27 protein-coding genes are annotated in these 19,808 nt (G+C 61.1%); 12 read left to right on the top strand and 15 right to left on the bottom strand.

Going from position 1 to position 19,808, the window contains the following annotated elements; translation table 11 throughout:
* Window positions 1–127 precede the first annotated feature (127 nt).
* Window positions 128–1,231, top strand: coding sequence for an NAD(P)/FAD-dependent oxidoreductase (locus CHC01_RS19395; RefSeq protein ID WP_089265897.1), 1,104 nt, complete (start codon window positions 128–130; stop codon window positions 1,229–1,231).
* 168 nt (window positions 1,232–1,399) lie between these two features.
* Here the strand turns inward: CHC01_RS19395 and CHC01_RS19390 are convergent, their stop codons facing one another.
* Complete coding sequence (locus CHC01_RS19390; protein WP_068728781.1) at window positions 1,400–1,585, bottom strand: YdcH family protein; 186 nt, start codon at window positions 1,583–1,585, stop codon at window positions 1,400–1,402.
* Between the two features lie 249 nt (window positions 1,586–1,834).
* Between CHC01_RS19390 and CHC01_RS19385 the strand changes: the two genes are divergently transcribed.
* The gene (locus CHC01_RS19385; RefSeq protein WP_068728782.1) at window positions 1,835–2,041 is read left to right on the top strand and encodes a YdcH family protein; all 207 of its coding nucleotides are present in this window, start codon (window positions 1,835–1,837) and stop codon (window positions 2,039–2,041) included.
* A 425-nt stretch (window positions 2,042–2,466) separates the two neighbouring features.
* Window positions 2,467–2,718, top strand: coding sequence for a hypothetical protein (locus tag CHC01_RS19380; protein ID WP_089265896.1), 252 nt, complete (start codon window positions 2,467–2,469; stop codon window positions 2,716–2,718).
* Window positions 2,719–2,744: 26 nt separating this feature from the next.
* Here CHC01_RS19380 and CHC01_RS19375 read toward each other — a convergent pair whose 3' ends face one another.
* On the bottom strand, window positions 2,745–3,080 hold the full coding sequence (locus CHC01_RS19375) for a hypothetical protein (RefSeq protein ID WP_349636622.1): 336 nt from the start codon (window positions 3,078–3,080) through the stop codon (window positions 2,745–2,747).
* 31 nt (window positions 3,081–3,111) lie between these two features.
* Between CHC01_RS19375 and CHC01_RS32650 the strand changes: the two genes are divergently transcribed.
* The 3 genes from CHC01_RS32650 to CHC01_RS19365 are packed head-to-tail and all read left to right on the top strand — an operon-like array spanning window position 3,112 to window position 4,870.
* Complete coding sequence (locus CHC01_RS32650; protein ID WP_170849526.1) at window positions 3,112–3,291, top strand: hypothetical protein; 180 nt, start codon at window positions 3,112–3,114, stop codon at window positions 3,289–3,291.
* Window positions 3,288–3,776: a 5-(carboxyamino)imidazole ribonucleotide mutase gene (gene purE / locus CHC01_RS19370; RefSeq protein ID WP_068728790.1), complete on the top strand. Its 489-nt coding sequence runs from the start codon at window positions 3,288–3,290 to the stop codon at window positions 3,774–3,776. Before CHC01_RS32650 ends, purE begins: the two co-directional genes overlap by 4 nt.
* Before the next feature lie 8 nt (window positions 3,777–3,784).
* Window positions 3,785–4,870: a 5-(carboxyamino)imidazole ribonucleotide synthase gene (locus CHC01_RS19365; RefSeq protein WP_256461239.1), complete on the top strand. Its 1,086-nt coding sequence runs from the start codon at window positions 3,785–3,787 to the stop codon at window positions 4,868–4,870.
* 24 nt (window positions 4,871–4,894) lie between these two features.
* Here CHC01_RS19365 and aqpZ read toward each other — a convergent pair whose 3' ends face one another.
* Window positions 4,895–5,617 (bottom strand): aquaporin Z, encoded by a 723-nt coding sequence (gene aqpZ, locus CHC01_RS19360; RefSeq protein ID WP_089265893.1) that lies wholly within the window; start codon window positions 5,615–5,617, stop codon window positions 4,895–4,897.
* Between the two features lie 283 nt (window positions 5,618–5,900).
* Here aqpZ and rpsU point away from each other — a divergent pair, with 283 nt between their 5' ends.
* Together rpsU and CHC01_RS19350 are read left to right on the top strand one after the other, a co-directional pair.
* Complete coding sequence (gene rpsU, locus CHC01_RS19355) at window positions 5,901–6,203, top strand: 30S ribosomal protein S21 (protein WP_089265892.1); 303 nt, start codon at window positions 5,901–5,903, stop codon at window positions 6,201–6,203.
* Window positions 6,204–6,374: 171 nt separating this feature from the next.
* On the top strand, window positions 6,375–7,034 hold the full coding sequence (locus CHC01_RS19350) for a tetratricopeptide repeat protein (RefSeq protein ID WP_244558428.1): 660 nt from the start codon (window positions 6,375–6,377) through the stop codon (window positions 7,032–7,034).
* 85 nt (window positions 7,035–7,119) lie between these two features.
* Here CHC01_RS19350 and CHC01_RS19345 read toward each other — a convergent pair whose 3' ends face one another.
* From CHC01_RS19345 to CHC01_RS19335, 3 genes are all read right to left on the bottom strand, one after another.
* A complete protein-coding gene (locus CHC01_RS19345; RefSeq protein ID WP_349636621.1) occupies window positions 7,120–7,956 on the bottom strand; it encodes a hypothetical protein in 837 nt (278 codons plus the stop codon).
* Window positions 7,957–8,122: 166 nt separating this feature from the next.
* The gene (locus tag CHC01_RS19340) at window positions 8,123–8,410 is read right to left on the bottom strand and encodes a cupin domain-containing protein (protein WP_089265891.1); all 288 of its coding nucleotides are present in this window, start codon (window positions 8,408–8,410) and stop codon (window positions 8,123–8,125) included.
* Window positions 8,411–8,430: 20 nt separating this feature from the next.
* Complete coding sequence (locus CHC01_RS19335; protein ID WP_089266242.1) at window positions 8,431–9,531, bottom strand: calcium:cation antiporter; 1,101 nt, start codon at window positions 9,529–9,531, stop codon at window positions 8,431–8,433.
* Window positions 9,532–9,703: 172 nt separating this feature from the next.
* Here CHC01_RS19335 and CHC01_RS19330 point away from each other — a divergent pair, with 172 nt between their 5' ends.
* The gene (locus CHC01_RS19330; RefSeq protein ID WP_089265890.1) at window positions 9,704–10,096 is read left to right on the top strand and encodes a VOC family protein; all 393 of its coding nucleotides are present in this window, start codon (window positions 9,704–9,706) and stop codon (window positions 10,094–10,096) included.
* A gap of 65 nt (window positions 10,097–10,161) precedes the next feature.
* Here the strand turns inward: CHC01_RS19330 and CHC01_RS19325 are convergent, their stop codons facing one another.
* The 9 genes from CHC01_RS19325 to CHC01_RS19285 all read right to left on the bottom strand — a co-directional run bounded on the left by CHC01_RS19325 (window position 10,162) and on the right by CHC01_RS19285 (window position 16,810).
* Complete coding sequence (locus CHC01_RS19325; RefSeq protein ID WP_089265889.1) at window positions 10,162–11,565, bottom strand: NAD(P)(+) transhydrogenase (Re/Si-specific) subunit beta; 1,404 nt, start codon at window positions 11,563–11,565, stop codon at window positions 10,162–10,164.
* 10 nt (window positions 11,566–11,575) lie between these two features.
* Entirely contained in the window at window positions 11,576–11,890 is a 315-nt protein-coding gene (locus CHC01_RS19320; RefSeq protein WP_089265888.1) for a proton-translocating transhydrogenase family protein, read from the bottom strand.
* 11 nt (window positions 11,891–11,901) lie between these two features.
* The gene (locus tag CHC01_RS19315; RefSeq protein ID WP_089265887.1) at window positions 11,902–13,032 is read right to left on the bottom strand and encodes a Re/Si-specific NAD(P)(+) transhydrogenase subunit alpha; all 1,131 of its coding nucleotides are present in this window, start codon (window positions 13,030–13,032) and stop codon (window positions 11,902–11,904) included.
* A gap of 82 nt (window positions 13,033–13,114) precedes the next feature.
* Window positions 13,115–13,267 (bottom strand): aa3-type cytochrome c oxidase subunit IV, encoded by a 153-nt coding sequence (locus CHC01_RS19310; protein ID WP_089265886.1) that lies wholly within the window; start codon window positions 13,265–13,267, stop codon window positions 13,115–13,117.
* Between the two features lie 119 nt (window positions 13,268–13,386).
* Window positions 13,387–13,770, bottom strand: coding sequence for a type II toxin-antitoxin system death-on-curing family toxin (locus tag CHC01_RS19305; RefSeq protein ID WP_089265885.1), 384 nt, complete (start codon window positions 13,768–13,770; stop codon window positions 13,387–13,389).
* The gene (locus CHC01_RS19300) at window positions 13,767–14,030 is read right to left on the bottom strand and encodes an AbrB/MazE/SpoVT family DNA-binding domain-containing protein (RefSeq protein WP_244527965.1); all 264 of its coding nucleotides are present in this window, start codon (window positions 14,028–14,030) and stop codon (window positions 13,767–13,769) included. Before CHC01_RS19300 ends, CHC01_RS19305 begins: the two co-directional genes overlap by 4 nt.
* Before the next feature lie 80 nt (window positions 14,031–14,110).
* Window positions 14,111–16,021: a M3 family oligoendopeptidase gene (locus tag CHC01_RS19295; RefSeq protein ID WP_089265884.1), complete on the bottom strand. Its 1,911-nt coding sequence runs from the start codon at window positions 16,019–16,021 to the stop codon at window positions 14,111–14,113.
* Window positions 16,022–16,046: 25 nt separating this feature from the next.
* A complete protein-coding gene (locus CHC01_RS19290) occupies window positions 16,047–16,484 on the bottom strand; it encodes a hypothetical protein (RefSeq protein ID WP_089265883.1) in 438 nt (145 codons plus the stop codon).
* Window positions 16,481–16,810 (bottom strand): helix-turn-helix domain-containing protein, encoded by a 330-nt coding sequence (locus CHC01_RS19285; protein ID WP_089265882.1) that lies wholly within the window; start codon window positions 16,808–16,810, stop codon window positions 16,481–16,483. The genes CHC01_RS19290 and CHC01_RS19285 overlap by 4 nt, the downstream gene beginning before the upstream one ends.
* 110 nt (window positions 16,811–16,920) lie before the next feature.
* On the opposite strand from CHC01_RS19285, the gene CHC01_RS19280 reads away from it, so the two are divergent.
* The 3 genes from CHC01_RS19280 to CHC01_RS19270 all read left to right on the top strand — a co-directional run bounded on the left by CHC01_RS19280 (window position 16,921) and on the right by CHC01_RS19270 (window position 19,612).
* A complete protein-coding gene (locus CHC01_RS19280; protein ID WP_089265881.1) occupies window positions 16,921–17,262 on the top strand; it encodes a hypothetical protein in 342 nt (113 codons plus the stop codon).
* A 131-nt stretch (window positions 17,263–17,393) separates the two neighbouring features.
* Window positions 17,394–18,047, top strand: a complete 654-nt coding sequence (locus CHC01_RS19275) for a TerC family protein (protein ID WP_089265880.1) — start codon at window positions 17,394–17,396, stop codon at window positions 18,045–18,047.
* 62 nt (window positions 18,048–18,109) lie between these two features.
* Window positions 18,110–19,612 (top strand): sigma-54-dependent transcriptional regulator, encoded by a 1,503-nt coding sequence (locus CHC01_RS19270; RefSeq protein ID WP_089265879.1) that lies wholly within the window; start codon window positions 18,110–18,112, stop codon window positions 19,610–19,612.
* The last annotated feature ends 196 nt before the right edge of the window (window positions 19,613–19,808 follow it).

Raw genomic sequence — 19,808 nt, 5'->3', positions numbered from 1 at the left:
ATCGTCGCACCTGCAGAATGCGGCGAAATTTGGTGGTAATTAGCTGTGATGCTTAATGTTTTACTAATGCGCCACATGCGCAAGGTCGAACCGCAGCTGACCGGCGCAGCAAACTATCGGACGCGACATGGACAAGGTTGAATGCGTGGTGGTGGGCGCCGGCGTCGTGGGTCTTGCGATCGCCCGGCGACTGGCGGAAGCGGGACGCGAGGTCATCGTGCTGGAGGCCACGGACGCGATCGGTACCGTGACCTCGTCGCGCAACAGCGAGGTCATCCATGCCGGCATCTATTATCCGGCCGGAAGCCTGATGGCACGGCTCTGCGTCGCTGGAAAACAGGCGCTCTATGATTATTGCCGCGATCGCGGCATCCCACATCGCAACTCCGGGAAACTGATCGTCGCCACACGTCCGGAGGAGATCGCCAAACTGGCGTCGATCAAAGCGCATGCCGAAGCCAATGGCGTCGCTGATCTCGAGCAATTATCCGGGACAGAGGCACGGGCGCTGGAGCCGGCATTGGCTTGCGAAGCCGCGCTGTTGTCCCCCTCCACGGGGATCGTCGACAGCCACAGCTACATGTTGTCGCTGCGCGGTGAAGCGGAAGCCGCGGGCGCGGCCTTCGCATTCCTCGCTCCCCTGGAACGTGGCCGGGTCACCGCCGACGGTTTCGAACTGGATGTCGGCGGCGAAGCTCCGATGACACTAGCCTGCGACATGCTGATCAATTCCGCAGGCCTGTCCGCAACCGCGATCGCCCGCATGCTCGACGGCATGCCGCTCGACCTGATACCGCCCGCTTATCTGGCGAAAGGCTGTTATTTCAGCTGCAATGCGAAAGCACCGTTCTCGCGGCTGATCTATCCCGTGCCGGAACCGGGCGGCCTCGGGGTGCATCTGACGCTCGATCTGGCCGGCCAGGCGCGTTTCGGCCCTGACGTCGAGTGGGTGGATCACATCGACTACACGGTCGATCCGGCACGCGGAGAGAGGTTCTATCCGGCTATCAGGCGCTACTGGCCAAGTCTGCCGGACGGCGCATTAATGCCAAGCTATTCAGGAATGCGGCCGAAGATCGTGCCGCCCGCAGTCGCGGTGCAGGATTTCATGATCCAGGGTGCCCAGACCCATGGCGTGCCGGGCCTTATCAACCTGTTCGGCATCGAGTCACCGGGGCTGACATCATCGCTGGCCATCGCGGACTACGTGGCTGAGATGGCGGGACATTGAACGCGAAAGGTTGCAGGCGAAGCGATCCAGGCCAACCGAATACTGGAGCTTCGTCGCAAACCTATCGCGGGATGAGGGGAAGACGTCATCGCACCTACGCGAAAGCAGTGACGTAGACGACGATGTCGATGCTGTGATTTATCGTTCGCTGATCAGTGCAGCCGTTGATCAGTGCACCGTTTCGCTGGCCCCGTTTTTGAGACGCTGGATTTCGTCCCTGACCATCAGTTTTCGACGCTTGAGTTCGACGATGCGGAGATCGTCGGTAGACAGGTGCACGAGCGCTTCGTGCAATTCGCTTTCGAGAACTTTGTGCTTGCGTTCCAGTTCGACGAGATGCGCCTGTAGTGCCATTCGAAAACTCCTCGGTAGGATTGAACCTCAGGATACGTTCGGTTGGACGATGAATTCTACATGACAGTGGACATCTGTCGATAGGTATTGAAAAGTGTATTTTGAGTTTCAGGTATCGTGTGAAACGAATCGTGACCTGATCGCGCCGCAAAAACATGGAACCGGACGGCTTGCGTGGTGCGCCTGCACCGGCGATAGTCATCCTAGAAATTCCTCGCAAATGACTTGCGAATCCAGTCAGCTAGAAACATGAACGACGACGAAGATCGCGAACTCCCGTTAGAACTCGCCCGATTGCAGCAGGAACATCGCGACCTCGACGCCGCTATCGATGCCTTGCAACATTCACCGGCACCCGATCTTTTGCGACTGCAACGGTTGAAGAAGAGGAAGCTTCAGCTGAAAGACCGGATCTCCTTTATCGAAGACCAGATCACCCCGGATATTATTGCCTGAGACAACGCGTCGCGCTGTGGCTGTGGGTTGAAGAACGGCCAGGACTGCGAACTCAACGCGCGATGATCGATGGATCGGCTTTCTTTAACTCGCGGTGAATGCAGCAGGCTGGGCGTTGAACTCGCCCGTCGTCAAAACCTTGCTTCGCGACGGCCGCCGCTCTTTTCGCGCGGCATCGTAGGCACGACAGCCAGACTTAATTCTGGCCAGCATCGCATTGTGGCGTGGTGAAAACTGCTGGGCTCCGCGAATTGATCGCCATGGCGCTCGCGCTGGCCGACGTGACGCTCGCAACGCGCAAGCCAGCTATTGCGGCCTGACAGGAGCGGAATGGGGCGACTGCAAACGAGGCGCTGTCGAAACTTGACAATAAGAACAAAATAAGAACATTCTCGTGCCGAGATCAATCGACTCGTGAGGGCACCATGGCCGATATCACCTATTATGTCGCACTGCCCTTCCTACACGACGACTCTGGTTCGCCGGCCGCCGGTGCCGCCGAGGAATGTCAGAGCGCATCCGGCGCCATCCGCCGCGCCGAACTATTGTCCCGTGCGCCAGGTTCGATCGGCGCACTGGCCTTCAGCCGTACCGGCGATCCGATGATCGGCGAGTTCGGCGACGCCCAGGTGATCCGCGCCTTTGGCGAAGTGCCAAACGACCTCAGCGCGCTGTAAGGGCGCCAACGCCGACAATCGACTAACTACACTTTCGCGCGTCGCGCGGTCTTGCGCACATACATCGCCCTGTCGGCCTGAACCAACGCGGCTTCGCCATCGACATCGGGACCCAGCAGTGCGACGCCTGCAGAGGCGCCAGCCGATACGTTGATGTCGCGGAAGACGAAAGTGAGCTGGTCGATCGCCACGGCGCGGGTCAGCTCGCGGGCAAATCCACGGCGGTTGAGAATGTCGAGCAGGAAGTCGGTTTCCGCCGAAGCTCGCAATTCGGCAATCTTCGCCTCGGCCTGTGTGAGTTGCGCTTCCAGCCGCCGAATCGTGAGCGCTGCCGCCGACGCGCGGCTTTTCGGCAGCGACACCAACGCTTTGGAACCCCGAACTGCCGGCTTCATGGAACGTTTGACCGACTTTGCAGCAGGCGTTCGGGTTTTCTTTTGCATGGGATTTGTTACAAGGCTTGCCAGTCTTCACCAAGACGAGATCATGTTTGCCACGCTCCTTGCCACGCAAGGGGACGACATTGTATTTCCAGCCTATCTTTCTGGATTCGCGAAAGAAAATACGGAATGACCGCGCCCGTCGCCATTATTATGGGAAGCCAGTCGGACTGGGAAACCATGCGCCACGCCGCCGAAACGCTGACCGCGCTCGGCGTATCCCATGAGGCGCGCATCGTCTCGGCCCACCGTACGCCGGACCGGCTGGTCGCATTCGCCAAGGGCGCCAAGGCGGCGGGCTTCCAGATCATCATCGCCGGTGCCGGCGGCGCTGCGCATTTGCCCGGCATGGCCGCGGCGCTGACGGAACTCCCGGTATTCGGCGTGCCCGTGGAATCCAAGGCGCTATCCGGCGTCGACTCGCTTTATTCGATCGTACAGATGCCGGGCGGCGTGCCCGTCGGCACGCTGGCCATCGGCAAACCCGGCGCGATCAATGCGGCACTGCTCGCAGCGAGCGTGCTGGCGCTGCACGATACAGCACTGGCGACAAAGCTCGCCGCCTGGCGCAAGGCGCAGACCGATGCCGTGGCTGAAAAGCCGGAAGGTGCGGCGTGAGCGCTGTGGTGACGAAGGTTCTCAAGCCGGGCGATACGATCGGCATTCTCGGTGGCGGCCAGCTCGGTCGCATGTTGGCGATGTCCGCAGCGCGCCTCGGCCTCCGCTGTCAGGTTTTTTCACCGGATCCGGATTCGCCGGCTTTCGATGTCGTGCAGAACGCGACATGCGCTGAATATGCGGATGTCGAGGCGCTCGAACTGTTCGCCAGTGATTGCGACGTCATCACCTACGAATTCGAGAACGTGCCGGCCGCCACCGCGATGATCCTCGACGCGCGGCGCCCGGTTCTGCCCGCACAGACAATCCTGCAGACTACGCAGGACCGCCTGGCCGAGAAGGATTTTGTAACGTCACTGGGTATCGGCACGGCGGGTTACGCAGGCGTTGCGAACGCTGGCGAGCTTCATGCAGCGGTCAAGAAGATCGGTCTGCCAGCTGTCATCAAGACGCGTCGCTTCGGTTATGACGGCAAGGGCCAGGCAATCATCCGCGAGGGTGACGATCTCGATCAGGTCTGGAAGGATCTCGGCACCAATTCCGCGATCCTTGAAGCCTTCGTGCCGTTCGAACGCGAGGTTTCGGTCATCGCTGCACGCGGCGCCGACGGTCACGTCGAATGTTTCGACGTCACCGAAAACGAGCACCGCGATCACATCCTGAAATTCTCCTATGCGCCCGCGCACATCTCTGACGCGCTTGCCGCGAAGGCACGCGAGATCGCCGAGAAGATCGGCACTGCGCTGGGCTATGTCGGCGTCTTTGCCGTCGAACTGTTTGTCGTGCCCGGTAAGGACAGCGCGACGCTTGTCGTGAACGAAATTGCGCCGCGCGTGCATAATTCCGGCCACTGGACGCTCGATGGCGCCTCAGTGTCGCAATTCGAACAGCACATCCGCGCCATCGCCGGCTGGCCGCTCGCCAAACCCGTCCGCCACGGCCAGGTCACCATGATCAACCTGATCGGCGACGACATTCTCGACTACGGCAAGTGGCTTACCGTCCCCGGCGCTACCGTGCATCTCTATGGCAAGGGCGCGCCGAAGCCCGGCCGCAAGATGGGCCACGTGGTTGAAGTGAAGCCGGCGACGTAACGACGCCGGCTTCACCGCCTCATGTCAGGTGGTCGCCTTACCTTCCACCACACCGGTGGGCTCGTCACTCAGCCAGCGATAGATCGCGCCGCCGAGAACACCGCCAACCAGCGGTGCCACCCAGAACAGCCACAACTGTTGCAGTGCCCAGCCGCCGACAAACAATGCCGGCCCGGTGCTGCGCGCCGGATTCACCGACGTGTTGGTGACTGGAATGCTGACGAGGTGGATCATCACCAGCGCAAGCCCGATCGCCAGCGGCGCGAAGCCCGCAGGCGCCTTGCCGTGCGTGGAGCCCATGATGATGAACAGGAACATCATGGTCATCACCACTTCCATGATGAAGCCCGCGACCATGCTGTATTTGCCGGGCGAATGATCGCCGTAGCCGTTCGACGCAAAGCCCTTGGCAAGGTCGAAACCGGCAGCGCCGCTGGCGATGACATACAACACGGCCGCACCTGCAACCGCACCGACGACCTGCGCAATCACATAAGGGAGAATCTGGCCGGCGGGGAAACGTCCACCCGCCGCAAGACCCACGGTGACCGCAGGATTGAGATGGCAGCCCGAAACGTGGCCAATGGCATAGGCCATGGTCACGACGCTGAGGCCGAAGGCCAGCGAGACGCCGACGAGACCGATACCGACCTGCGGAAATGCTGCCGCTATTACGGCACTGCCGCAACCTGCAAATGTGAGCCAAAAGGTGCCGATCAGCTCGGCCGCGTATTTTTTCCCATTCATGATGCTCTCCGGTCGTAATCGGCGTCCCGGCTGAGTCGCCACGGGAATTATGCGTCCGTGCTCCAATACCTGTCGAGACAGGGAACCTGCCCTATCCCCACCCGGGAAAATTCGGAAAAAATAGGTTATTTTCCCGGCCCAGAAGGTTAAAATGACGGCGCCGCAAGGTGGACATTCGCCATTTCATCTGGTACATCGGCGCCCTTGAGGTTAAGGGCATGGCCTTTGTCGGCCCTTCACTTTACCGAAATTCAAATCCGATCAATTGAAAAGAGGATGCCGCGTGCAGGTTCTCGTTCGCGATAATAACGTCGATCAGGCTCTCAAGGCGCTGAAGAAGAAGATGCAGCGCGAGGGTATTTTCCGCGAGATGAAGCTCCGCGGTCACTACGAGAAGCCCTCTGAGAAGAAGGCTCGCGAGAAGGCTGAGGCTGTGCGTCGCGCACGCAAGCTGGCTCGCAAGAAGCTGCAGCGCGAAGGCCTGCTGCCGATGAAGCCGAAGCCGGTGTTCGGCGCGGGTCCTGGCGCCGATCGTGGCGGCCGTCCCGGCGCTGGCGGCGCGGGCGCTCCGCGTCCGGCGCGCTAAGCGCACTTCATCCACCGAGTTTGATAACGCGGGCCAAAGCCCGCGTTATTTTTTTGCGCAGTTGCTTTTTTGCGCGAACTACTTCTTTGGCGCGCTGGTCTTGATCGGGTGCATTTTGCCCGATGTCGCGCTACCAATAGGTCATTGGTCGCTGCGTGAGATTGGCCCTGCATGGAATGTCCCGTCCGCGAGTCCCCGTCCCGCTTCGGCGCCCGCGGCCTTACCGCGATTGCCCTTATCGTTACGGGTCTGTGCGGCACCGGATGCTCGTTCAACCTGTCGTCACTAACACCGGGGTCTGACAAGGACGAACCGAAGACCACGGCTCTGGCGCCCCCGCCGCCCGCGAATTCCGGCAAGACCAATCCGCAGGATGCACAGATCCACGCTGCACGCGCGCAGGCGCTCGCACAATCCGGCAAACCCGATGACGCGCTGCTGGCCTTCAATCAGGCACTCGACCTCGATCCGCACAGTGCGCAGACCTTCTACCAACGCGGGCTGCTCTATCAGTCCGAGAAGAAATATGAATTTGCCATCGCGGATTTTACGTCGGCCAACGGCCTGACGCCGCAGCAGGCGGATCCCCTGCTCGGCCGCGCGCAATGCTATCTCGCCCTCGGGAAACATCAGGAAGCCGCAGCGGATCTCGACGAGGCTTCGCAGGTGGCACCGGGCAATGCCCAGGTCTGGCTGACCCGCGGCGCGACCTATGAGAAGCTTGGCGACAGGGCCAAGGCCGCAGACTCCTACAGCCGCGCTGTCGCGCTGCGCCCGAAGGACGATGCAGCGCGGAGCGGCCTCGCCCGCATGGGTGGACGCGCGGGCTAGCTAAAGCTGGCAGGGGTCAGGCTGATACCAATACGACGTCGCCCTGCATGCGTGAGAGCGGAGCGCGGAAAATCCACCGTTTCCCTTACCGCTCGAACGGGCGCGGGATCACCGAATTGAACACCGACTTTGCCGCAGACAGCACATCTTCGGCCACGTTGGTGCGCTCAGATCGCGGTGTGCCAGCAGCATCCGCTTGCAGATCCATCGGCTGCGGCGTCGGGATGTCACCGGGCGGACGAATGCGACGTACCTCGGGGCGTTCGGCCTGCGAGGGCATGGGATCAAGCTTCTCGACGCTTGGCGTCGCCACCACGATCGGCGGTGGCAGCTGCTGCATCGACGGAGGGGAAACAGTCCGTGCGGCTTCCTGCGCCCGAGGCGCCTCCGGTGCACGCGGAGTCTCAGGCGCACGGGCAGCTTCCTGGGGTCGCGGCTCGCTGCGATTCAGGCGCTCGATGGCAGCACGGGCGAGATCGTTGGCGTCGCGGCGTTCATCCGCGCTGGCATTCGCCGCCGGCGCAGTGCCCACGGTGGCAAGGACTGGCGCAGGCGCGGCCGGAGCCGGCGCGGGTTTGGCCGCTGCCTTCTCGCGCAATGCCGGCTGATGGCGGCGCGGCTCGGGTGTCGTGGCCGCCTCGGGCTTTTCGATGCTGGCCTTCTCGACCACCGGCTTGTCGCCGGCCTTGGTCGGGACCGATTCGGGCAGATTGGCGAGGTCGGCAGAATTCTCGGCGGGCTTGGCTGTCGCTGCCTTAATGTCAAGCTTCGGCTCGGCAGGCGTCGATGCGACAGCCGCAGCGGGCCGATCCGGGCTCGCCTTCGGGATGATGTAGTGATTGACGATGTAGGCACCCACGATCGTCGCCAGAATCGACGGCAAGATATCGATGGTGAACTTCGAGAGATACTTGTGCAGCATGGACCGGCCTCTTCCCCAAGCTGCTTCATGCTGGGAATTTGAGGCTGATTCAGGGATCAATCGCGACGGATCGAAGGCAAAGTTCCAATCCGTCGCATTGAATTGTTTCAGGTCGTCCTCAGCAGGCTAAACACAATGAACCGGCAGCCGCTGGAGGCAGACAAGGTTAAGCTTTCTTAACCTCGACCTCGAGAAACACGATTTCCTTGTCGGTTTCATTCAGAACGTCATGCTCGACGCCTGCCTTGCGGAAATAGGATTTGCCGGTCGTGATCGGCGCTTGCGAACGGGTGCCGTCCGGCGCAATGATCGTCATCACGCTCGTGGTGATCGGCACGATCACATAGTCCATCCCATGGGTGTGGTGACCAGTCGCCGCGCCAGGCGCGAGTCGCCATTCGGTGACGCGAACTTCGGGCGTGTCCTGCTGAACATCGGACTGGGCAGCGAGCATTGTCTCATTCTCCAAAGTGGTCACGGCACAAACACCATGAAGATGAATACCGCAAACACCACCAAGTGAACCAGCCCGAACAGGATGTTTGTGCGTCCGGTGCCAAAGGTCAGCATGCTCAGCACGAACGTCATCACCAGCAGCACCATCTTCTGCGCACTGAGACCGAGCACCAGTTCCTTGTTTAATGCATAGGCCGCCACCGCAACCGCAGGTATCGTCAGTCCGATAGTGGCGAGCGATGAGCCGAGTGCGAGGTTGATGCTCTTCTGCAGATCGTTGCCACGCGCGGCAGAAATGGCGGCGACGCTTTCCGGCAGCAAGATCAGCAGCGCCACGAGAATGCCGGCGAAAGCTTCCGGTGCACCGATCCGTTCGATACCGGCGTCCACCACCAGCGAGAATTTCTTCGCCAGCAGCACCACCGCCAGCAACGAGACCAGCAGCAAAACGGCGCTGACGGCCAGAAGACGGTTGGAAACATGCCCGCCTGCAGCACCTTCGCTACTTCCGTCTGCAACGAAGTAATCCTGATGTCGAATGGTCTGTGTGTAGAGAAACACCGCATAGAGCATGATGGTGGCGACGCTAACGAAGGCGAGCTGTGCGTTCGAATAGAACGGTCCCGGAGTGGTCAGGGTGTAATTCGGCAGGATCAGCGTGATCGTCGCCATCACAATCAGCACACTGAGATAAATATTCGAGCCCGTGACCTGAAAATCCTGCTCTCGGTAACGCAACCCTCCGACAAGGATGCAGATGCCAACCAACCCGTTGCAAACGATCATCACCACCGCGAAGACAGTATCGCGCGCCAGCGTCGGAACGGCCTTGTCACCCAGCATGATGGAGGCGATCAGCGCCACCTCGATAATGGTCACGGCCAATGTCAGCAACAGCGTGCCGAACGGTTCGCCGATCTTGTGTGCGATGACTTCGGCATGATGCACGGCGGCGAACACCGTGCCGAACAAGATGACCAGCAGAACAACCGCGAACACAATGCCAGCAGTCGTCTCCGTGAATCCGATCCCGAGCGAAGGAATCGACGTCGCGATAAAAAGCAGAACGGCCAACGTAGGGAAAATCCAGGACGATCTGGGCATGGGATGTGCTGACATCAAGCAAGTGTCCTGATTGAAAACGGGTTCGGCAGCAAGCGACACGCCGCTATTGCAGACCCACAAAACCGATTGCGCGGCGGGATCATGCCGTCTCGCCAAACTGCATATGATGCGTATAGTTGCGTATCACCTGAAGGTGAGTTTGCAAGAAAGTGGGAGAGGAAGCGAGATGTTTTCACATGTCATGATCGGCACCAACGACCTCGAAGCCGCGAAGTCGTTTTATGACAAGCTGCTCGGCACGCTGGGCGTCCCGCCCGGCGCCGTCGATCGCCACCGGGTTTTCTGGCGGACCAAGACGGGTACTTTCTCGGTGTCGAAGCCGATCAATGGCGAGCCTGCTTGCGCTGCCAATGGCGGCACCATCGGCTTTCTCGCCAAATCGCAGGAAGAAGCCGATGCCTGGCACGCCGCCGGCATCGCCAATGGCGCCACCACCTGCGAAGAGCCGCCGGGCATCCGCGAAGGCGGCGTGAAGCTTTATCTGGCCTATCTGCGCGACCCCGACGGCAACAAGCTGTGCGCGCTGTATCGCTTGCCAAAGGAAGACGCTGCGAGCTGACCTTTCAAACAAAAAAACGCCCGGCTTGTAGCCGGGCGTTTTGATGAAGGTCATCAGGGCGGGACTTACATCGCCTTGACGATGTTCTCCGTCACCTTCTTCGCGTCGCCGAGCAGCATCATGGTGTTGTCGCGATAGAACAGCGGGTTGTCGATGCCGGCATAGCCGGACGCCAGCGAGCGCTTGATGAACATCACGGTGCCGGCCTTCCAGACCTGCAGCACCGGCATGCCGTAGATCGGCGAAGTCTTGTCGTCTTCCGCCGCCGGATTGGTGACGTCGTTGGCGCCGATCACGAAGGCGATGTCAGCTTGCGCGAATTCCGAATTGATGTCCTCGAGTTCGAACACCTCATCGTAAGGCACATTGGCTTCCGCCAGCAGCACGTTCATGTGGCCGGGCATACGGCCTGCCACCGGATGAATGGCGTATTTCACCTCAACGCCTTCCTTCTTCAGCGTATCGGCCATCTCACGCAGCGCATGTTGCGCCTGCGCCACCGCCATGCCGTAGCCGGGCACGATGATGACCTTCTGCGCGTTCTTCATGATAAAGGCTGCGTCGTCCGCCGAGCCGAGCTTGGCCGGCTTCTGTTCGCCCGAGCCACCACCGGCCGCCGCGGTCTCGCCGCCGAAGCCGCCGAGGATGACCGAGATGAAGGAACGGTTCATCGCGTGGCACATGATGTAGGACAGGATCGCGCCGGACGAGCCGACCAGCGCGCCGGTGATGATCAGCGCCGAATTGCCCAGCGTGAAACCGATGCCGGCAGCTGCCCAGCCGGAATAGGAGTTCAGCATCGAGATCACGACCGGCATGTCGGCGCCGCCGATCGGGATGATCAGCAGCGCGCCGAGCACCAGCGCGATGACGGTGATGAGCCAGAAGTCGACCGCACTGCCCGAACGGACCAGACCGAAGATGAAGAACACCAGCGCCAGGGCGAGCGCGATATTGATGATGTGACGCGCCGGCAGGATGATCGGCGAGCCGCTCATGCGGCCGGAGAGCTTGGCGAACGCGATCACCGAGCCGGTGAAAGTCAGCGCGCCGATGGCGACGCCGAGCGACATTTCGACGAGGCTGGCGCCGACGATCTTTTTGGTGACCGGATCGAGAATGCCGAAGGCTTCCGGCGCATAGAACGCGCCGGCGGCAACGAGCACAGCGGCCATGCCGACCAGCGAGTGGAAGGCCGCGACCAGTTCGGGCATCGAGGTCATCGGCACGCGCTTGGCGATGACCGCGCCGATGCCGCCACCAATGGCGATACCGAGGATCACCAGGACCCAGCCGAGCCCATCGGCCGGCGGATGCGCGGCCAGCGTGGTGCCCACGGCGATGACCATGCCGGCCATACCGAGGAAATTGCCCTGGCGGCTGGACGCCGGGCTGGACAGCCCGCGCAGCGACAGGATGAAGAGGATGCCCGCGACGAGATAGAGCAGTGCGGCGAGATTGGCGTTCATCGGGCTGCCCTTACTTCTTTTTCTTCTGGTACATCGCAAGCATGCGCTGCGTGACCAGGAAGCCGCCGAAAATATTGACGCATGCAAAGATCAGCGCGACGAAGCCGAAGCCGCGCGCCAAGGCGCCGCCACTGCCGACCATGTTGACGCCGACCGCGAGCAGTGCGCCGACCACGATCACCGAGGAGATCGCATTGGTCACCGACATCAGCGGCGTATGCAGCGCGGGCGTCACCGACCACACCACGAAATAGCCGACGAACACGGCGAGCACGAAGATCGAGAGCTGAAAGACGAACGGGCTGACCAGCGAGGCATGATCCATGGCAGCGCTCCTTAAGCGGTCTTCGGCTGAAAGTTCGGATGAATGACGGCGCCGTCCTTGGTCAAGGCCGTTGCCTTGACCAGTTCGTCGTCCCAGTTCACCGCGAGCGCCTTGGTCTCTTTGTTGACCAACGTTTCGATGAACGAGAACAGGTTGCGCGCATAGAGGCTCGACGCCGAGGCGGCGACGCGGCCGGCGACATTGGTATAACCAACGATCTTGATGCCGTTGACGTCAGCGACTTCGCCGGGCTTGGCACCTTCGACATTGCCACCGCGTTCGACAGCGAGGTCGACCAGCACCGAACCGGGCTTCATGGACGCCACCATCTCGGCGGTGACCAGGCGCGGTGCCGGACGACCCGGGATCAGCGCCGTGGTGATGATGATGTCCTGCTTCTTGATATGCTCGGCGGTGAGCGCGGCCTGCTTGGCCTGATACTCTTTCGACATTTCCTTGGCGTAGCCGCCGGCGGTCTGCGCGTTCTTGAACTCGTCATCCTCGACCGCCAGGAATTTTGCGCCGAGGCTTTCCACCTGCTCCTTGGTAGCGGGACGCACGTCGGTGGCGGTGACCACCGCGCCGAGACGGCGCGCGGTGGCGATCGCCTGCAGGCCGGCGACGCCGACGCCCATCACGAACACCTTCGCAGCAGGGATCGTGCCCGCCGCAGTCATCATCATCGGGAAGGCGCGGCCAAAGGATTCCGCGGCCTCGATGACAGCGCGGTAGCCGGCGAGATTGGCCTGGCTCGACAGCACGTCCATCACCTGCGCGCGGGTGATGCGCGGCATCAGCTCCATCGCGAAGGCCGACACGCCGGCATCCGCCATCGCCTTCAGCGCCGCGTCGTTGCCATACGGATCCATGATCGCGATCACCAGCGCACCGCGCTTGTAACCGGCGAGTTCGGACGCCTCGGGACGCTTCACCTTGATGACGATGTCGGCATCCTTCACCGCATCGGCGCTGATGGTGGCGCCCACGGCCGTGTATTCCGAATCGGGCAGACTGGACTTGATGCCGGCGCCAGGCTCAATCGCCACATCGACGCCGAGCGTCTTGAACTTCTTCACCGTGTCGGGCGAGATCGCCACACGCGGTTCGGACGGATCGATTTCCTTGGCAACGGCAATCTTCATGGGGCCTCCGGCGGCGCAAGGCACGCGCGTGAGCAAACAGGACAGGACGCCACCCGTGTCGGGCGGCGCAATCGGCGATAGATCAGGTGAGGAAGATGCCCATCAGGGCCACGATGGCGATGACGCCGATGGTGCCCCACTTCACCAGCATGAGAAAGCCCTCATAGGTCTGCTCATGCGCCGGATAGTCGTTGCCATCGGCCGTGGTGTAAGCGACTTCGCTGTGATCGGACATCAGGGTCTCCCGCCTCGAATTTCGTATGTTGCCACGGAATTAGCGCAATTGGATATGGAGAGCAACGGTTGCTGGCATACCACGGCAATCTTTGCATACCGCAGTGCATTAGGCGGGCATTATGCGGGCCAGTTATCGCGAATCCATCGGGTGAGACTCGCTTCGCTGACTTCGCCCGCCGCAACGGAAAGGATCATGGCCGTGGCGCTCTCGGGCGCGACAAGAAAATCGATCTCGTTCAGACCCAGAAAGACGATCATTGCACCAAAGGCCGCGCGCTTATTTCCATCGACAAAGGGATGATTGCGCGCGATGCCAAAGACATAAGCGGCTGCAAGCGCGGCGAGATCAGTCTCACCATACGCAAACTTGTTGACAGGCCGCCCCAACGCCGACTCAAGCATTCCCTGATCGCGAATGCCTTCAGGACCACCGAAAAGCGCCAGTTGCTCGGAGTGGAGATCGATGAGGATCTCCACATCGAGCCAAACCGGCTCACTCATTTTGCGAGTGCCTTGTAAGTGTCAGCGTAAGTGCTGAACGAACGCCGAGCGATTTCCATCGCCTTGGCGTGCTTCGGGTTGTACGGCGAGAGCTTGATCCCCCGCTCAGTCTGCTCGACGATATGAAGCTTGTCGCCCTCGCTCAACTTGAGGCGAGAGAGAATATCCTTCGACAAGATGAGGCCGAGAGAGTTGCCGATCTTCTTGATCTGAACAAACTCGCCCTCTGCTGTCGCGGATTTGCGAGGCATCTCATTCATGGCGAACACCCTAAACTTAGTTGAGAAATGCCAGAATACACCTTTTCAGATGCCCGTTCAACAAATGTTTTACGCCCACCCTACCCCATCGCTTCCAGCTCATCGATCATCCCTGAGATGACCGAGAGGCCGCCATCCCAGAAAGCCGGGTCCTTGGCGTCGAGACCAAAGGGCTTCAGCAGTTCGGAATAGTGCTTGGTGCCGCCGGCCGCGAGCATAGCGAGATAGCGCTCTGCAAAACCTTCCTGGGCGTTCTCGTAGACTGCATAGAGCGAGTTCACGAGACAATCGCCGAAGGCATAGGCGTAGACGTAGAACGGCGAGTGGATGAAATGCGGGATGTACATCCAGAAATTCTCGTAACCCGGCTTGATCTCGATCGCGGGCCCGAGGCTTTCAGTCTGCACACTGAGCCAAAGCTCGCCAAGCCGCTGCGCAGTGAGTTCGCCGTGACGCCGCTCGGTGTGAACAGCGCGCTCGAATGAATAGAACGCGATCTGCCGGACCACGGTGTTGATCATGTCCTCGACCTTTCCCGCCAGCAGCGCCTGACGCTGCTTGGCGCTCTTGGTCTGCGACAGCAGCCGTTTGAAGGTCAGCATCTCGCCGAACACGCTGGCGGTTTCGGCCAGCGTCAGCGGTGTCGGCGCCATCAGCGCACCGTTGCGGGCAGCGAGCACCTGATGCACGCCATGCCCGAGTTCATGGGCGAGCGTCATCACGTCGCGCGGCTTGCCCTGATAGTTCATCAGCACATAGGGATGCGCCGACGGCGTGGTCGGATGCGAAAAGGCGCCGGGCGCCTTGCCTGGACGCACCGGCGCATCGATCCAGCGATCGGTGAAGAAGCGCCTGGCGATATTGGCCATGTCTGGCGAAAACGCACCATAGGCGGTCAGCACCATGTCCTGCGCGTCCGACCATGGAATTGTGCCGGTCGGCGCGAATGGCAGCGGCGCATTGCGGTCCCAATGGGCGAGCTTCTTCTTGCCGAACCAGCGCGCCTTCAATTGATAGTAGCGATGCGACAGCCGCGGATAGGCCGCGCGCACCGACGACACCAGTGCATCGACCACTTCGCGCTCGACGCGATTGTTGAGATGGCGGGAATCCGCAATGTCCTGGAAACCGCGCCAGCGGTCGGAGATTTCCTTGTCCTTGGCCAGCGTGTTGGTGATCAGCGCAAAGGTGCGCTCATTGGCCTTGAAGGTTTTCGCCAGCGCTTGCCCGGCCGCCTTGCGCTTGGCCGGCGCGCGGTCCTGCAGCATGGTCAACGTTGGCTCGATCGCCAACTCCTTGCCGCCGAGCTTGAAGCGAAGCCCCGCGATTGTCTGATCAAACAGGCGGTTGAAGGCGCCATAACCGGTCTGGGACTTTTCGTGAAACAGCTGCTCGACGCGGTCTTCGAGCTGATAGGGCTTGTCCTTGCGGCTGTCCTCGATCCACGGCCGGTAGTGACCAAGTTCGGGCGTCTGCATCGCCTGCTCGATCACGGCATCGTCGACACGATTGAGTTCGAGGCCGAAGAAGAGGAGATGCACCGACGCCGCGGTGATGCGCTCGGAGACGTCGCCGTAGAATTTCGAAATCGCAGGATCGACGCTGTCGCCGGCATGGACGAGACCGGCATAAGAGCCGAGCCGGCCGGCGAGATCGTCAATCGCCTCATAACGGCGAACAGCGCCCGCGAGCCACACACCACCGCCGGGCTTAGCCGTCTCTTCCGCGAGCTTGCCCTTGTAATCGGCTTCGAATGCCGCGCATTCGGCGTCAATCTTGTCGAGATCCCCGGCAATCTCCGGCGCGTCGATCGCCGTGTAGAGATCCGCAAGATTCCATTCCGGCAGCTTGCCCCCCGGCGATTTGGCCGATGATTTCGACGCCAGCTTGCTCACCGCTTTTTTGGCCGGAGCGGATTTGCGCGAAACAGTTTTGCGAGAAGCGGTCTTTCGAGCAGGCTTGGCAGTCTGGGCAGTCGCAGATTTCGTCATGAATACTTTCGGTTGGATGCAGCCGTCACACGAAAGCAGCGAGCTGCGGAGCGAAATGGACAAGCAGTTCTTCGCCCTCGGTCATCAAGGGTTCGATCTCGTCATGAAGCATATGGCGAATCGTACACCACACCATGACAATCCGTGCGACAAGCCACCATCGCGTCCCGCGCAGCGCAGTGCGGGCATGCGCCGCCACCAGCGGCAGGCTGCGATGCTCGAACAACAAGCGCCCGGTGCCGTCTTCGAGAATGTACTGGCCATCCACGCGCGATACGCACAATTCGCAGGCCTGCTCCGGCTGCGGTCCCAGCAGATAGAGCTGCGCATCGCCGTTCTCAGTGATGCCAGTCTCCCATTCGCGGCCGCGATGCCCGAGATTGATCGTGTCGGCAAGCGTTGCGAGCTCGGTCTCGCTCCACGCGCCCTGCAGCGGTTTGCGCTGAAATGCGATGACGTTCATTTGGGTGCTCCAAACAGCAGCCGGTGCAATTCCGGCTCGTAATAGACCAGCAAATGTTTTGCGAAGGCGGCCGGCTCCAGACCGAGCTGAATGGCCCATGCTTCCATCGTTTCGGTGGGCACCCGACTGAAGCCGTTCTCAACCTGCGAGATGAACGTGTAATATTTGAGACCAAGTTTTGCGGCGAGATCGACCTGCGACAAGCCGGCTTCCGCTCGCCGCGCCTTCAGCCAATCCCCAGCCTGTTTTCGCAACTGCCGCGCTTCCGGCAAGGCTTTGCCGCGCTGCACTCCAGCGAAATCCTCTTGATTTTCGCCACGTTTCATGATTACGAAACTATCCAGTATGAATTAGAGATCTGACGACTTCCTGTAGCACGACTATCGAGCTGCAAGAACGTTGCGGACGGGATGAAACGATACCCGACAGGACAACGATGGCCTTTACGGATCGCAACAGCATCGGCTGCAAGTATGCGCCTCCTGCCCCTCACCGGGTCAAGGAGCTGTTTGCCGCAACCCTTTTGCTGGCGCTGACCGCGGCACTGGCCTTGCGCGCATTTGTCTCGCTCGATGCGCTGGCGCCGATGGTCGCCACCCTGCTATTCGCACTTGCAGCATTGATGGCCGGTGGCGCGCTGATTCCGCGGAACTTCGCGCGGCGCGCGACTTGGTTCGATGTCGCCGGTGTCCTGACCTTCATCGGGGTCGGAATCAGCATCCTCATTGAGCCCGACCAGATGGTTCGGCTTGTCACCCTCTCCGATCAACCCGAGTAACGGATCGGATCAACCGCGGGATCAAACCCGCATGTAAACACGACTTTTAACAAGCACGTCCTGGCCCGGGCCCCTCTGGCAGTTCACCCGAACTGTGATGTCGGACTGGACGTTCATACGGAGTGGCCCACATGACAGAGTTCTTCACCGCTGAAGCTATGACTGCACTTTTCCAGGTCGTGATGATCGATCTGGTTCTCGCCGGCGACAACGCCATCGTGATCGGCCTTGCGGCCGCCGGCCTTCCCAAGGAACAGCGCGGCAAAGCCATCCTGATCGGCATCATCGCCGCCACCATCCTGCGCATCGGCTTCGCCAGCATCACCGTCCAACTGCTGCAGATCATCGGTCTGCTTCTGGCCGGCGGCATCCTCTTGCTGTGGGTGTGCTGGAAGATGTGGCGCGAATTGCGCGCCGGGCATGAGCACGATCTCGACGCGCTCGAGAACCAGCTCAATGCCGATGGCACGGCCAACGGCCCGCGCAAGACGCTGGGCCAGGCTATCTGGCAGATCACCGTCGCCGATGTGTCGATGTCGCTGGACAACGTGCTCGCGGTCGCCGGTGCCGCGCGTGAACACCCGAGCATCCTGATCTTCGGCTTGGTGCTGTCGATCGCGCTGATGGGTCTCGCCGCCTCCTTCATCGCCAAGCTGCTACAGAAGCACCGCTGGATCGCCTATGTCGGCCTCGCCATCATTCTCTATGTGGCGGGTGACATGATCTATCGCGGTGCCCGCGAAGTCTGGCCCTATGCGACGGCTTACCTCGCCCCGGTGTTATGAAAGCATTAAGGCTTTGATCGCCATGGTGGCTCAAATCGGGACATACCCGCTCTGGAGTTGCCATGGCCGAACGAATCCTCATCGCAGATGACGACGCCGTCCAGCGCCGCCTCCTCGAAAACATGGTGCAGCGCTGCGGCTATGAGGCCATCACGGTCGATAGCGGCGACGCTGTCATGGCCCGGCTGATTGATCCCGAAGCGGCCGCCATCGATGCTCTGGTCCTCGACCTGATGATGCCCGGCCTCGACGGCATGGGCGTGCTCGACAAGATCCGCGAGAGCGGCCTCAGCATCCCCGTCATCGTCCAGACCGCCCATGGCGGTATCGAGAATGTTGTGTCCGCCATGCGCGCCGGCGCGCATGATTTCGTCGTCAAACCTGTCGGCGTCGAACGTCTGCAGGTGAGCCTGCGCAATGCGCTCAATACCAGTGCGTTGAAAGGCGAATTGCAGCGCATCAGGCACAGCCGCGAAGGCAAGCTCACTTTTGCCGACATCGTCACACGCAATGCCGGTATGGACGCCGTGCTGCGCACCGCACGCAAGGCGGCGACCTCCACGATTCCCGTGCTGATCGAAGGCGAGTCCGGCGTCGGCAAGGAATTGATCGCGCGCGCCATCCACGGCTCGGGCGAACGCAGCAGCAAGCCGTTCGTGGCCGTAAATTGCGGCGCCATTCCCGACAACCTCGTGGAGTCGATCCTGTTCGGCCACGAGAAGGGCGCCTTTACCGGCGCCACCGACCGGCATCTCGGCAAGTTTGTCGAGGCGCACGGCGGCACGCTGTTTCTCGACGAAGTCGGCGAGCTACCGCTATCGGCACAAGTGAAGCTGCTGCGTGCGCTTCAGGAAGGTTCGGTCGAGGCCGTTGGCGGGCGCAAGCCGGTCAAGGTCGACGTCCGCATCATCTCGGCCACTAACCGCAAGCTGCTCGATCTCGTCAAAGCCGGGCAATTCCGCGAAGATCTGTTCTATCGCCTGCATGTGCTGCCGCTCACGGTGCCGCCGCTGCGGGCGCGCCGCGAGGACATTCCGTATCTGCTGCGGCATTTCCTGGCGCGCTTCTGCGCCGAGGAGAACAGGCCGATTACCAGCATCACTGGCGACGCCATGACGATGCTCACGCAGCTCGACTGGCCGGGCAATATCCGGCAGCTGGAAAATGCAGTCTACCGCGCCGTGGTGATGAGCGAAGGCGATCAACTCGGACTGGCCGACTTCCCGCAAACGACCGCGTACGCTCCATCGATCGTGGCATCGGCAGTCGCGCCGCTGATTGTAGACCCCGTCTTCCACACGATGGCGCCGACCATGGTACCGGGCATCGACGCAGCCCCGATATCGCTCGCCGCCGGAAGCCTGTCCATGCTGACAGCGGAGAACGAGGTAAGGGCACTGGAAGAGCTCGAATCCGAGATCATCCGCTTTGCCATTGCGCACTATCGCGGCCAGATGTCGGAAGTCGCACGGCGCCTCAAAATCGGCCGGTCGACGCTCTACCGCAAGCTCGATGAGGCAGCGGAGAAAGATTCATCGATTGCGGATTCCGCACCGTCGAACTGAACTTCTCGCCTCCCACGCGATTGAACATGTTGTTGCGATCGCTATGGAACTTGAACCGTTGCGGTCTGGTGACACACAAAGTCAAAAGCATCGGTGAAACCTCGGTATGCGTTGCAAACCGGGGAGGTTGAGGTCAGTTTGTTGTGACTTGTCCGACAAGCGCTAGCGCTTGTGCCGGGCGCGTGTATCGTCTGCA

The sequence above is a fragment of the Tardiphaga sp. OK246 genome (assembly GCF_900188215.1).
Taxonomy (GTDB): Bacteria; Pseudomonadota; Alphaproteobacteria; order Rhizobiales; family Xanthobacteraceae; genus Tardiphaga; species Tardiphaga robiniae.
This window is presented reverse-complemented; position numbering and strand designations above follow the sequence as displayed.